General features: G+C 71.7%; 15 protein-coding genes. 3 read left to right on the top strand and 12 right to left on the bottom strand.

The annotated features are described in order from the left end of the window. Positions 1-38: 38 nt before the first annotated feature. Together ACGFML_RS25400 and ACGFML_RS25395 are read right to left on the bottom strand one after the other, a co-directional pair. Positions 39-1,193: an NAD(P)/FAD-dependent oxidoreductase gene (locus ACGFML_RS25400; protein ID WP_393547329.1), complete on the bottom strand. Its 1,155-nt coding sequence runs from the start codon at positions 1,191-1,193 to the stop codon at positions 39-41. 70 nt (positions 1,194-1,263) lie between these two features. Then, positions 1,264-2,634, bottom strand: a complete 1,371-nt coding sequence (locus tag ACGFML_RS25395) for an aminopeptidase P family protein (RefSeq protein WP_393547327.1) — start codon at positions 2,632-2,634, stop codon at positions 1,264-1,266. Positions 2,635-2,848: 214 nt separating this feature from the next. On the opposite strand from ACGFML_RS25395, the gene ACGFML_RS25390 reads away from it, so the two are divergent. Further along, a complete protein-coding gene (locus ACGFML_RS25390) occupies positions 2,849-5,236 on the top strand; it encodes a collagenase (RefSeq protein ID WP_393547325.1) in 2,388 nt (795 codons plus the stop codon). Between the two features lie 124 nt (positions 5,237-5,360). On the opposite strand, the gene ACGFML_RS25385 is transcribed toward ACGFML_RS25390, so the two are convergent. From ACGFML_RS25385 to ACGFML_RS25340, 10 genes are all read right to left on the bottom strand, one after another. Beyond that, positions 5,361-5,678, bottom strand: a complete 318-nt coding sequence (locus ACGFML_RS25385) for a gas vesicle protein K (protein ID WP_393547324.1) — start codon at positions 5,676-5,678, stop codon at positions 5,361-5,363. Continuing rightward, positions 5,654-5,890, bottom strand: coding sequence for a gas vesicle protein (locus ACGFML_RS25380; protein ID WP_393547322.1), 237 nt, complete (start codon positions 5,888-5,890; stop codon positions 5,654-5,656). Before ACGFML_RS25380 ends, ACGFML_RS25385 begins: the two co-directional genes overlap by 25 nt. A 3-nt stretch (positions 5,891-5,893) precedes the next feature. Beyond that, positions 5,894-6,745, bottom strand: a complete 852-nt coding sequence (locus ACGFML_RS25375; protein ID WP_393547320.1) for a GvpL/GvpF family gas vesicle protein — start codon at positions 6,743-6,745, stop codon at positions 5,894-5,896. Further along, positions 6,742-7,101, bottom strand: coding sequence for a gas vesicle protein (locus ACGFML_RS25370; RefSeq protein WP_393547318.1), 360 nt, complete (start codon positions 7,099-7,101; stop codon positions 6,742-6,744). Before ACGFML_RS25370 ends, ACGFML_RS25375 begins: the two co-directional genes overlap by 4 nt. Before the next feature lie 188 nt (positions 7,102-7,289). Beyond that, complete coding sequence (locus tag ACGFML_RS25365) at positions 7,290-7,514, bottom strand: gas vesicle protein GvpG (protein ID WP_393547316.1); 225 nt, start codon at positions 7,512-7,514, stop codon at positions 7,290-7,292. A gap of 1 nt (position 7,515) precedes the next feature. Then, positions 7,516-8,262 carry a GvpL/GvpF family gas vesicle protein gene (locus ACGFML_RS25360; RefSeq protein ID WP_393547315.1) on the bottom strand — a complete coding sequence of 249 codons (747 nt, stop codon included), beginning with the start codon at positions 8,260-8,262 and terminating at the stop codon, positions 7,516-7,518. A 3-nt stretch (positions 8,263-8,265) separates the two neighbouring features. Next, positions 8,266-8,736, bottom strand: coding sequence for a gas vesicle protein GvpJ (gene gvpJ / locus ACGFML_RS25355; protein ID WP_393547314.1), 471 nt, complete (start codon positions 8,734-8,736; stop codon positions 8,266-8,268). 36 nt (positions 8,737-8,772) lie between these two features. Beyond that, on the bottom strand, positions 8,773-9,087 hold the full coding sequence (locus tag ACGFML_RS25350) for a gas vesicle protein (protein ID WP_393547312.1): 315 nt from the start codon (positions 9,085-9,087) through the stop codon (positions 8,773-8,775). Positions 9,088-9,233: 146 nt separating this feature from the next. Then, positions 9,234-9,908 (bottom strand): hypothetical protein, encoded by a 675-nt coding sequence (locus ACGFML_RS25345; protein WP_393547310.1) that lies wholly within the window; start codon positions 9,906-9,908, stop codon positions 9,234-9,236. Between the two features lie 127 nt (positions 9,909-10,035). After that, on the bottom strand, positions 10,036-10,701 hold the full coding sequence (locus ACGFML_RS25340) for a TetR/AcrR family transcriptional regulator (RefSeq protein WP_393547308.1): 666 nt from the start codon (positions 10,699-10,701) through the stop codon (positions 10,036-10,038). 177 nt (positions 10,702-10,878) lie between these two features. On the opposite strand from ACGFML_RS25340, the gene ACGFML_RS25335 reads away from it, so the two are divergent. Together ACGFML_RS25335 and ACGFML_RS25330 are read left to right on the top strand one after the other, a co-directional pair. Then, a complete protein-coding gene (locus ACGFML_RS25335) occupies positions 10,879-11,133 on the top strand; it encodes a ferredoxin (RefSeq protein ID WP_393547307.1) in 255 nt (84 codons plus the stop codon). Next, positions 11,130-12,482, top strand: a complete 1,353-nt coding sequence (locus tag ACGFML_RS25330) for an NAD(P)/FAD-dependent oxidoreductase (protein ID WP_393547305.1) — start codon at positions 11,130-11,132, stop codon at positions 12,480-12,482. Before ACGFML_RS25335 ends, ACGFML_RS25330 begins: the two co-directional genes overlap by 4 nt. Positions 12,483-12,488: the final 6 nt, after the last annotated feature.

Raw genomic sequence — 12,488 nt, 5'->3', positions numbered from 1 at the left:
GGCGCGGCGGCCGGTCGGAACGCGGCATCGAGGACGGTTCAGGTGGTCTGCGCGAAGCGTTCGGGTCTGAACGGGCGTGGATCCAGGGGCGGTTCGGCACCCGTGATGCGGCGTGCGATGAGCAGTCCGGTTGCCGGGGCGAGTCCGATGCCCGCGCCCTCGTGCCCGCAGGCGTGCAGCAGCCCGGGCAGGCGCGGATCAGGCCCGATCGCGGGCAGATGGTCGGGCAGATAGGGGCGGAATCCGGCGTAGGTCCGCATCGCGCGCACCTGGGCGAGGGCCGGGAAGAGCCGGGTGGCCTGGGCGGCGAGGCGGCGCAGCGCGGCGGTGGAAAGCGTCCGGTCGAAGCCGACGCGCTCCCGGCTGGCGCCGATGAGGACGGGGCCCGCGGGAGTTCCCTCGACGACGGCGGAGGTCTGCAGCGCGGCCAAGTCGCTGGCGACGTCGGCGACGTAGTCCGCGGCGTACACCTTGTGGCGCACCATGCGCGGCAGTGGCTCGGTGACGAGGACGAAGCCTCTGCGCGGCCGCACGGGCAGCTCCACGCCCGCACGGCGCGCGAGTTCGCCACCCCAGGTGCCGGCGGCGTTCACGACCTGCGGCGCGCGCAGCTCACCCGCCGCCGTGCGCACACCGCGCACCCGGCCGTCCGCGCCGGTGAGCAGCGCGGTGACTTCCTCGCCCAGGAGCAGCCGCAGCTTCGGGCCCGCGGCCCGCAGCAGGTGCGCCGCGGCGAGAGCGGGCTGCACCTGGGCGTCCTGCGGGTAGTGGAAGCCGCCCGCCAGGCCCGGGGCCAGGTGGGGTTCCGCCTCGCCCAGCCGGTCGGCCGGGACCTCCTGGACGACGACGCCTGCCCTGCCCTGCGCGGCGGCGAAGTCGCGCAGGGCGTCCATCCCGGTGTCGTCGGATGCCACGACCAGGCCGCCCTTTTCCTCGTACTCGATGCGGGACGGCAGTACGTCGGCCAGTTCACGCCACAACCGGCAGGACAGCAGGGCGAGTTCGAGCTCGGGGCCGAGCGGCTTGTCGGATACCAGCAGATTCCCCTCTCCGGATCCGGTGGTGCCGCCGGCGACGGGGCCGCGGTCGATCACGGTGACGGACAGACCGGCCTGTGCCGCGTAGTAGGCACAGGCGGCACCGATCACACCGGCGCCTACGACGATCACGTCCGAGGAGTCTCTCGTCAGCACGGCAGTAACATTTCACATTGCACTTGCCTTGCCAAGACCCCCAACACCCCTGCCACGGAAGCCTTTCGGGTCAGCCCTCCGCCATCGCTCCCATCCACTCCTCGATCGCCGCCGCGGTACGTGGCAGCGCATCCGACATCAGCCGTGCGCCCTCGGCCGTGATGACCAGGTCGTCTTCGATGCGCACGCCGATGCCGCGCAGTTCGCGCGGCAGGGTCTCGTCGTCGGGCTGCAGATACAGACCGGGCTCGACGGTCAGCACCTGCCCCTCTTCCAGGACGCCGTCCAAGTAGGCCTTCGCGCGCGCCTGCGCACAGTCGTGCACGTCGAGGCCGAGCATGTGGCCGCTGCTGCACAGGGTGTAGCGGCGATGCAGGTCGCCCTCCCGGCTCTTCAACACCCCCCAGTCCGCGAGACCTTCGGCAATCACCCGCATCGCGGCGCGGTGGAAGTCCCGGAAGCGGGCCCCGGGCTTCAGTGCCGCGATGCCCGCCTCCTGGGCGGCGAGCACGAGGTCGTACACCTGCCGCTGGACCGGCGAGAACCTGCCGGACAGGGGCAGGGTGCGGGTGATGTCGGCGGTGTAGAGACCGTCCGTTTCCACACCGGCGTCCAGGAGCAGCAGGTCGCGCGGGTCGAGTGGCCCGTCGTTGCGGGTCCAGTGCAGTACGCAGGCGTGGGCGCCGGCAGCGGCGATGGTCTCGTACCCCGTGCCGTTTCCCTCGGCGCGGGCGCGCAGGTCGAAGACGCCCTCGATCCAGCGCTCGCCGCGCGGGTGGGCCAGGGCCCGCGGCAGGGCGCGCACGACGTCCTCGAACCCGGTGGTGGTGTGGTCGACGGCGCGCTGCAGCTCGTCGATTTCCCAGGCGTCCTTGACGAGCCTCAACTCGCTCAGCACGGCGGCGAGTTCGGAGTCCGTCGTGGCGCCGCGGCCCGGCGGCAACGGCGCCTCGGTGCCCAGGGGGGTGCAGCGGATGCCGGTCAGGGACTCGACCTCGGCCGGTTCGGGGCGGCGGCCGACCCAGAACTCGCCGTGGCGTCGGTCCCGGTAGAAGCCGCTGCCCGTACGCGGTGAGCGGGGACGCAGGTGCAGCACCGCTTCGTGGCCGTGCGGCCCGTCGGGCTCCAGGACCAGGGCGTGCCCGGCCTGGTCCGCCCCGGTCAGTCCGGTCAGCCAGGCGTAGGCACTGTGGGGACGGAAGCGGTGGTCACAGTCGTTGGAGCGGACGCTCAGCACTCCGGCGGGGACGACGAGCCGCTCGCCGGGGAAGCGGGCCGAGAGCCGGGCGCGGCGGGCCGCGGTGAGGGCGGCTGCGGGCACGCGGAGGTCGGTGGGCGGTGGGCTCGCGGCCCAGCCGCGCGTCATGAACGTCTCGAGTTCCGGGGTGGGGGGCAGGTCGTGGCCGGCCGTGCGCGGGGCGGCGTTCTCTGATTCGTGCATGCGGGCCCTCCAAGCGCTCAACGCGCGGTAGTGGGGCGGAGAAAGACGCGACAGACACCTTGCCAGTGCAATATCACATTACTACCTTACACATCACATGGTGCCGCAGCGCATCCCCAACTGCCCTTCTTCGCACCACTGTTGGTGATCCTGCGGTCCGTCCGGTCGCACACCGTGCCGAGCGCTTCCCCCACACCTCACACAGGAGTCTTCGGTGTTCCCTTCGACCACCCCCCGCAGAGCCCCACGGACATCGCTGCTGTCTCTGCGCAGATACCTGCTCGCCTCCGCGACGGCGGTCGCCCTGTGCGTCACCGCCGTCCCCAGCGGCGCCGCACTCGCGGCCGACGCGAAGACCGCACCGCCCGCGGCGGCCGCACCCGCATCGGTGGTCCATCGCGGCGATCCGCAGGACCACGTCGAGCACCGCGCCAAGGCCCCCAACCCGGCCGCCCGGACGCTCCCCGCACCCGGCGGGCTGACCCGCGCCCGTATTCCCGGGGCCCTTACGCCCGCACCGCGCACGGCGAAAGCGCCCGCGCCCCGCGCCACCGTGGGCCGGACCTCCGTACCGTGCACCCTCGACGGCATTACGGGCCTGAGCCCCGAGGAGTTCGCCGACTTCCTCGCCGACCCCGCCGTCACCGCCGAGGGCTGTCTGCGCGACCTGATCTGGACCTGGGACCCACGGCTCGCCCCGGTCCTGTCGGACCAGCACGTCCAGGCCGTCTCCCGCCGCATCACCCAGCTGGCCCCGGCCCACGACGGCAAGAACGGCGGCCACCTCCTGGAGATGTTCACCTATCTCCACGCCGCCGTCTTCCACGACTTCTCGCACGACGAGATCGACCTCACCGACCCACCCACCGTGGACGCCATGCGCCAGGCGGTGGACGCCGTCGGCACGGCCGCCCACACCTTCGACGCCACCGACACCAACGGCGACACGCTGCGCGAAGCCCTCATCGCGGCCGGCGCGCCGGGCCTGCGCCAGTACCAGCTCCCGCTCATCAAGAGGGTGCTGGCCACCATGGACGCGGCTCACCCCGACACCGCCCGGAGCCCCGCCTGGGGCGGCGCCGCGTTCGGCGCGCTCACCGTGAACTTCCTGGGCATCTCCCCGGGCAACAACGACACCGCCTTCCGGTCGGCGGTGACCGCCGACCCCGCCTACCGGGCCTCGCTCAAGGACTTCGCCGGGCACACCCACCTCAAGGACGGGCCCAACGCCTGGGTGGTGCGGGATGCCCTGCTGGAGTACGGCCGCATCGGCCAGATCGACGCCGTGCACTCCGAGATCGTCTCCGCCCTCGGCCCGCTCCTGGACACCACCGCCCGCAACTTCGGCGAGCTGAGCGCCCCGTGGGCCAAGGTTGCCACCTGGCTGAACGAGTTCGACGCCTGCGCGCCGTACCAGGTCTGCAAGGCGGACATCGAGCGCCGCCTCTTCCCGGACACCTACACGTACGACGTGCGGGGCACCGACGGCATCACCGTGCGCACCGCGCTCGACCGGGACACCGTCGACCAGCTCTACTACGCGAGCAAGCAGGTCAGGACGCAGTTCCACCGGGTCGTCGGCACGCGGGAGCCACTGGCCGGAGACACCAACACCACGCTCACCACGATGCTTTACGCCTCGCGCGCCGACTACGAGAACTTCCAGCCGCTGCTGACCGGCCTCAGCACCGACAACGGCGGCATGTACATCGAGCAGGGCGCCACCTTCTACACCTACCAGCGGCGCGTACCGCAGGACTCCACGCTCACCCTCGAGGAACTCTTCCGCCACGAGTACACGCACTACCTCAACGGCCGCTGGGCGGTACCCGGCCTCTTCGGTGAGGGCCCCTGGTACGAGGGCGACCGCACCACCGCGATGGACGAGGGCACCGCTGAGTTCTTCGACGGCGGCACCCGCGACGACGGCATCAAGGTCCGCAAGTCCCTCGTCAAGGGCATCATCGCGGACACGGCGAACGGCGGGCCGCGCATGACCGTGGACCGGCTGCTGCACGCCACCTACGACGGCGACGGCTTCCGCTTCTACGACTACGCGGGCACGTTCTTCGAGTTCCTGTGGAACGCACACCCGTCGCTGCTCCGGGAGATGTACCGCCATCTCCGCGACAACGACCCCGCGGCCTTCGACGCGTGGCGCGACCGTCTCGGCAAGGACGCCGGACTGCAGCGCGCCTATGACGCCTTCCTCGACGAGCAGATCGCCCACGTCGACGACCTGTTCGTGCCCGACACCACGTTCACGGCCCTCCCCGACCTCCGGGCCGCCACTGCCGACGAGATCCGCTCCTCGTTCACCGAGACGACGGGCATCACCCCCGAATGCCGGGCCACCGGCGCGACCGAACGACGCCGCTTCGCCTGCACCGGACGGATCACCACGGAGCTGACCGACGGGGGCAGCGCGGACGCCGTCTTCAAGGACATGTCCAAGACCGTCGACGACGCCGTCCTGGAGCGCGCCTCGAAGGGCGTGAACAACCTCACCGACATGAACTGCTCCTTCGGCGAGGTGACCGTCGGGTCCGACGGGCGTACGGGCACGGCCGACTACCAGTGCGAAGGCCCGCTGCGCAACTGACCGGCACCGCGGCGCCGCGGCGCCCGGCCCGCTCCCCCACCCGCCTGCGTCGGGACTCCCCCACGTACCGCCTCGGCGCAGGCCCACCCGCCCCGCCGCACCGCGCTGCCCGAAGAGCGCCGAGTCAGGCGCGGGGCAGCAACGAGCCCAGCGGCCCGAGGTCGAGGTTCAGGTCCTCCAGGCGGAGGCCGTGCTGGTCGCAGAGTTCGGTCATCCGCTCTTCGAGGTGCATGAGTGTCTCGCCGATCCGGTCCACCTGTGCGTCGCTCAGGTCGCCCTGGTCCACCCGCCGGATCGCCTGTCGTTCCATCAACTGCCGTAGCAGTTCCACGATGGTCAGCACCAGAGCGACCAGATCGCGGCCCACTTCGTCGCGGTCGATGTCGAAGCGGCTCTCCGCCCGTGCGCCCTGGTCCGTCACAAGGGGCCTCCGTCCGACCATGGGGCGGGGACACGCTCGCTGACCGAGGACAACAGCGCGTGAAGTGAGAGACGTACCAGGGGAACCTCGGCGATGGCGATGACGAGGTCGCCACTGATGACGACACCTGTGGCCAGAAGGCGGTCCAGCAGGTCCACCAGCGGGACACCGACGGGACCGGCAAGGGGGCCGGGTGTCTCCCAGGGGACAGGCTCATGGGACGACGCCGGCACGGCTCACACCTCCCCGACGAAGGAGTACGGCACCCACGGCCCGGACATCTCGATGTGCGCCCCGGTGCGACGCCGCAGGTCTCCCACCGCGGTGTGGAGTTCTCCGTCCGTCGTGGCCGGGACCAGGTACGTGGCGTTGAGGATCTGCAGCCGATGCCTCTCCCCCGTCGCCTCCTGGCCGTGCAGGCCGAGCCGTCGGGAGGCCGTCGCCAGACCGGACAGCACGGCATCGACGTCCTCGGCGATCCGCAGCGTGCGGTCGTGGTGCTGCTCTCGCGCCTGGTGCAGCCCGCGCTTGCGCTGCAGGTAGGCGCGGCCGGCACCGGCGCCCGCATCGGACTCGTTCCGCGGCGACGCGGCAGGTCCGCCTCCGCACGGCTCGGTGGGCGTAGCCGACACATAGACCTTGACCCCCCACTCGGCCCGGCCGTCGATGCGGTCCAGCGCCGTGCCGAAGCGGTCCGCGTCCCGGCCGAGGGCTTCTTTCGCGCGTTCTTCGCCGTGGTAGAGGGTGGCCAGCGCGAGGGGCGCCGTCGGCCCGCAGGAGGCCGCCGCGGTGACCACCTCATGGTGGGCTCGTGCGCAGCGCTCCAGTTCTCGGCGGTCGCCGAGGCGTCGGTGCCACGCCTCTTCCGTGAACTCAGCGGCCGGTACGTCCTGGACGACCGCCGTGAGCGAGCCGAACGGCAGCGCGCGCACCGGGGGGCCGTCGGCGAGCCCGGGGACTCCGGTCAGGGCCGCGGGGTCGAGTCGGCGGCACACGGCGAAGACGTAGACGGCGGTCTCGGCCCTCGCGTGGTCGGACGATCCCGCGCTCGCAGGGCGCGTCATACCGGTGGGTGCCTGCGTCGTCATGCCTCCGCCCCGCTCTTCTTCCGAGGGGCGGCCGATGCCTCGTCGCCGGCGGACTCCAGGGCTTCGACGCGTTCGCGCAGCCGGCGGTTCTCGTCACGGAGTGCGCTGCGGGCCGCCTTCGAGCTGAGCGCCGGATCCGTCTCCCACCAGTCGATGCCGGCTTTCCTCGCGGTATCGACCGAAGCGACGAACAACCTCAGCCGGATCGTGAGCAGCTCGATGTCCAGGAGGTCGATCTTGATGTCCCCGGCGATGACGATGCCCTTGTCGAGGACACGTTCGAGAATGTCGGCGAGGCTGGCCGTACTGGGACCGGACGCGGGAGCGGCGCCTGGCCGGTAATCGACATCTGTCATGTAGTCACCTATTCCTCCCGTTCCCCTTTTCTACCGGCGTTGCGTCCCCCTGGCGGCCCTGGCCCCTCCCCCACCGCCCGTCCCCGTACTCCCCGTGGCCTCCGCGTCCCGCCCGTCTTCGCCCTCGCCGCGAAGCACCGGAACAGCCCGAACGGCCCACCCGCCGCCGCGCCGTCGCACGTACCGGGTCAGCACCCGTGCAACAGGTCGAGCAGCCGGTCCTCCTCGCGTTCGAACGCCTCGGTGGACAGATGGCCGTTCTCGTACTCCTGGTTCAGGGCGGCGAGCCGGACGCGGATCAGTGCCGGATCGTGGAGCTCACGATCGGCGGCCTCAGCGAGTTGGCCGGCGACCCAGGTCACGCCCCGCACGGGGGCGAGCGGCAGGGTGAGCAGTCCGCTGATCAGCCCCATGTCATGCGCCGATTCGTTCGGCGACGTGCTCGGGCTCCAGGAAGCTGTAGCACGGGAGAGGGCCGGCGACCTTCAGTTCCATCCGGTCGCGATGGCGCTGGGCCAGCCGCTGCACCTCCTCGGTGAAGCCGGCGCAGTCATCCCGGCCGACCAGGAACGATACGTTCACCACGCACCCGGAGACCTCCGGTCCGGCAGCGACCGCATGAGCCGCACGGCGCAGCTCCTGTACGGCATCGCGCCCCGCTTCGGCGGCCCGGCGGGACAACGCCGCCGCCACGGCCGATCCCAGGCGGACGTTCGCCTCGTAGCTCGGCCGGCGGCGCACCGCCTCGCGCAGCTCGCGGACGGTGCGGTCGTCCTTGACGACGGCTACGAGGGAGTCCTTGGCCGGCATCGCCTTGACGTTGACCTCGACCCGGTCCGCGACCCGGTCCAGGACTGCCAGGTGGCGATCCTCGGCATCCGCCAGCTGCCGGCGTACGGCCGTCGCGTCGGGCGCGACCATTCCGAATCGCATGGGGAGAAGCGGCCCCTGCTCGGCCAGCGTCAGCAGCAGCTCCTGGTGTGCCAGAAGGTCACGGCGGCGGGCGCGCAGCTGCGGTGGGGCGGGGCTGACGACCGCGGCGATCCGCCCTGCGCCGATCGTCGTCACCGCTCCGGGCGGGTTGCCCACCCCGTGCAGAACCGTGGGCACCGGATGCGCCGCACGGACGATCCCGTAAACGTAGACGCCGTCGTCCGTCACCGGTCAGTCCTCCCCGGATGTGCGCCGGCGGGAAGCCGCTCCGGACCGGGCGGGGGCGCGCCGGCGCCTCGGCTGCGCTTCCTCCTCGGAATCCTCATCCGAGTCGTCGCCCGCTCCCACCGCGGTGCGCACGGTGTCGCCGACGGATTTGGCAGCCTTCTTGACCTTGCTCTTCCCGATGCTCTTTGCGGCTTGGCCGCTGAACAGTTCGGGAACGGTGACACTTCCCGAATCCCGCTCCAGGTCGAGTCGATTGCACGCTTCAGCGAAACGCAGATAGGTGTCGACGCTGGCGACGACGATGCGGGCATCGATCTTGAGGATCTCGATACCGACCAGCGACACGCGGATGAACACGTCGATGACCATGCCGCGGTCCAGGATGAGCTCCAGCACGTCGTACAACGTGCCCGCTCTGGGCGGGCACGGGACGACCTCGCCGGCGAAGCCGGAATATGTGCTCGTGGCGGCCATCTACTGACGTCCTTTCATCGCGTGAGCACCGTGCGCTCACTCGTCGGCCGAGCCTCGGCGATAGCGGCGGGTACGGAAGTACTCGAGCAGCTCGCCCTGCTCGTCGAGCTTCACCTCGTAGGTGGCGAGCAGGCTCGTGGTGTCAGGGATGCGTGCCAGCTCGAGGACCTCCACCTCGACACACCAGCCACCCTCGATGCGCCGAACGGCCGACACCCCCTCGGCACGATGGCTGATCAGGCTCTGCAGCAACTCGGCCGCACCACGCGCCGCGGCCCCGGGCCCGATCGCCGGCGCCTTCTGTTTTCGGGTGGCCGTCGACGAAGTCCGTGTCCGCGATCGCTCTGCCATGTACCAAGTCTCATCGCCACCCTGGCCCTCGCACCCTGGGCAGGTCCGAACGGCGTCCCGTCCGGCACCCGAGCCGGCCGCGTCCGGCGCCCGGCGCCTCGGGTCCGGGTGTCACGGCACCTCTCGGGGCAGCACTCCCCGCAGCTTCAGCAGGAGGATGAGGACGTCGTTACGCGGGAGTCGGCCTGCGGTGACGTGGTGGTCCGGGAGTTGGGGGCGATCAGCAGCCGGGCGTGGACTCTGGGGCCCAGGACGGTCACGATGACGGCGATGGCGGCGGCGGTGAGCACCTGGGCGTCGGCCACATAGGGATCGATCAGCATCTGGGCCAGCAGTGCGGCGGCGACGAGCCCCAGCTTGGCGCAGATGACCCGGGGTGCCGACAGGGTGGGGCGGGCCGAGGGGTGCACACCCCCGGCCCGGGCGCGGTGTGCGGCGCGGATCTGCAACGGGACGGTCAGCAGGACGCAGAGCACCCGGATGCCGAGCGCTGTGATGTCCTGGGCGGCGTGCGGGTCCATCAGCCGGCCGAGGAGGGCACCGGCGGCAAGGGCCGTGGAGACGATGAGGAGCCGGGCGGTGATCAGCCGGGCGAGCGCCCGGCCGGGGCGCGCGGACTCGTAGAACGCGGCGGTGAGGCGGCGGTCGGTCCGCAGGAGCAGGGGCGGTATGAGCAGCAGGAGGAAGGCGGCGCGCACCGCGTGGGCCCAGGCCGGCTCGTCGGCCTCCCCCAGCCACATGAAGGCGAGGACCGCGCCGGCCACGGCATAGCCCCTGCGGATGCCCCGGGCGGCTGATCGCCGTGGCAGGTGCGGGTTCATGAATGCGGCTCCTTGCGGGAGGAGTTGCGGGCGATCGGGGGCCGGCCGTGGAAACGGCGTGCGCGGGATGGCCCGGGATGCCCGCCGTCGGCGGCGGGCCGCGGGGCGATCCGGGAAGCCGTACCGGTCAGTCCTGGTCTGCGGGGCGGGCCGCTGCGGGGTCCGCGTTGATGCCGCTGAACAGCCATCGCAGGGCCTGGCCGAAGAGCTCTTCGGGAACGTCGTCCGGATCGACGCGCCGCAGGCGCACCAGCCCCTGGAACAGCGCCACCACCACCGTGGCCACGGAGTCGGTCGGGACTTCGGAGGGTGCGCCCTGCTCCGCGAGCCAGGTGCCGATCAAGCCTTCCAGCGCCTGGCGCGGTTCGCGCAGGGCGCCGGCCATCGTGTCGAGGACGTGGGGGTTGCGTACCGCGTAGAGCCAGAACTCGGCCTGGAGCGGTGCGAAGTCGGTGTCCTTGTCGGCGACGTGCACCAACAGGCGTCCCAGCTCGGCGGCGGCCTCCCCGGTGCCCGCCTCGTGGCGGTCGAGGGTCTGGGCGGCCTCGGCGACGCGGCCCAGACCGCGTTCGGCCATCAGCTCCAGGAAGAGAGCTTCCTTGCCGCTGAAGTTGGAGTACAGCGCACCGATGGAGAAGCCCGCGGACTCCGCGATCTCCTCCACCGAGGCGCCGGCGAAGCCCTTGCGGGCGAAGACCCGCGCCGCCGCATCCAGCAGCAGTCGCCGGGTGCGGGCCTTGGCCTCCGCACGGGTGAGCCGCTGTCGCGCGGGTTCGTCCTGCTCGGTACTCATGTCGCGAAGGCTATTCGAATAGTGAACACTATGTCAATGCGCCGATAGCGTGTACAGTCCGAATAGTGCTCGCTATTCAAATGGTGGATGCGATCGACGTTGCAGGCGGTCCCGATGCGCCCCACACGAGTCCGGGACGAGCCGTCGAACCCCCGCTGAACTGGGAGGAGAGCGAAAATGCCCACCGATTCGCCACCCGCTGAGCTCCGGCTCATCGTGGATCTGAACCGATGCCAGAGCTACGGACAGTGCGTCTACGCGGCACCGGCCGTCTTCCGGTTCCACGGCGAGGAGGCGGTGGAATACGACTACGCGCCCGATCCACGGATGCGCCGAGAGGTCGAACGGGCCGCCGCGGCATGTCCCGTCCAGGCCATCACCCTGGGCCGGGCCACCGAGCCCGCACCCCTGACCGCGGAGAGTGCGCGATGAACGGCCCCGAGCGCGCCGTCGTGGTCGGAGCCTCCTTGGCCGGGCTGCGTGCCGCCGAGGCGCTGCGCGACGAAGGGTTCACCGGTGAGCTCACGCTCATCGGCGACGAACCGCACGCGCCCTACGACCGTCCGCCGCTGTCGAAAGCGGTCCTGTCCGGCTGGCTGCCCACCGACCACACCGTGCTGCCCCGGGTGCGCAACATCAACGCCCGCTGGCTGCTCGGCACCCCCGCAAAAGGCGCTGACCTGCGCGAACGTCAGGTGGCGCTGGCCGATGGGCGGGAGGTGCCCTACGACCGGCTGCTGATCGCCACCGGCACCCGGGCCCGGCGCTGGCCCCAGCAGCAGGGCGGTGCCCTGCACGGGGTGCATGTGCTGCGATCCCGCGACGACGCCGACCGGCTGCGTGCGGCGCTGGCCGCCAAGCCGTCCCGGGTGCTGGTGATCGGCGCCGGCTTCACCGGCGGCGAGGTCGCCTCGGTCTGCCGCGACGCGGGCCTCGAAGTGACCGTGACCCAGCGCGGCGGCACCCCGTTGAAGAGCGCGCTGGGCGGCGTCATCGGCCGCGCCGTGTCGCACTGGTACCGCGACGCAGGGGTGGACCTGCGGCTCAGCACCACGGTCCGGGCCCTGGAGGGCGATGCCCGCGGCAGGTTGCGGCGCGCGGCCTTGTCCGACGGCACCGTAGTGGAGGCCGAGGTGGCCGTGGTCGCCACCGGCGCCCTCGCCAACACCGAGTGGCTGACCGGCTCCGGGCTGGCCGCCGACGTCCGCGGAGTGGTGTGCGACGACGCCTGCCGGGCCCTGGCCGACGACGGAACACCGGTGGCGGACGTCTTCGTCGCCGGTGACATCGCCCGCTGGCCGCACCCCCTCTACCCCGGGCAGCTCCTGCGCCTGGACCACTGGGGCAACGCCGTCGCGCAGGCCCGTACCGCCGCGCACAACATGACCCACAAGGCGCGGACGCCTCGTACCCACCGCCCCCTGCCGGCGTTCTGGTCCAACCAGTTCGGGGTCAACCTCAAGTGCCTGGGACTGCCCGCGCCGGCCGATCAGGTCGTCCTCACCCAGGGATCGCTCGACCAGCGGCGCTTCGTGGTCGCCTACGGTCGGTCCGGCCGCCTGGTCGCCGCCGTCGCGGCGGACTCCCCCCGTGTGCTGGACGGATACGCCCCCCTCATCGAGGCCGGAGCCCCCTTCCCGCCGGAGCTCAACGCCGCTGACGGGCCGGGCCGGCTCGTCCCGCTCGACGCAGAGTTCCCCCGGCCCACCACCCCCGCACCGGGTCGTGGGTGCATCCCGTCCTTCCCGTCCACCCCTTCCGTCCTGGCCGGACACGAGTGAGGGAGC

Source organism: Streptomyces sp. NPDC048650 (genome assembly GCF_043199095.1).
GTDB lineage: Bacteria > Actinomycetota > Actinomycetes > Streptomycetales > Streptomycetaceae > Streptomyces.
This window is presented reverse-complemented; position numbering and strand designations above follow the sequence as displayed.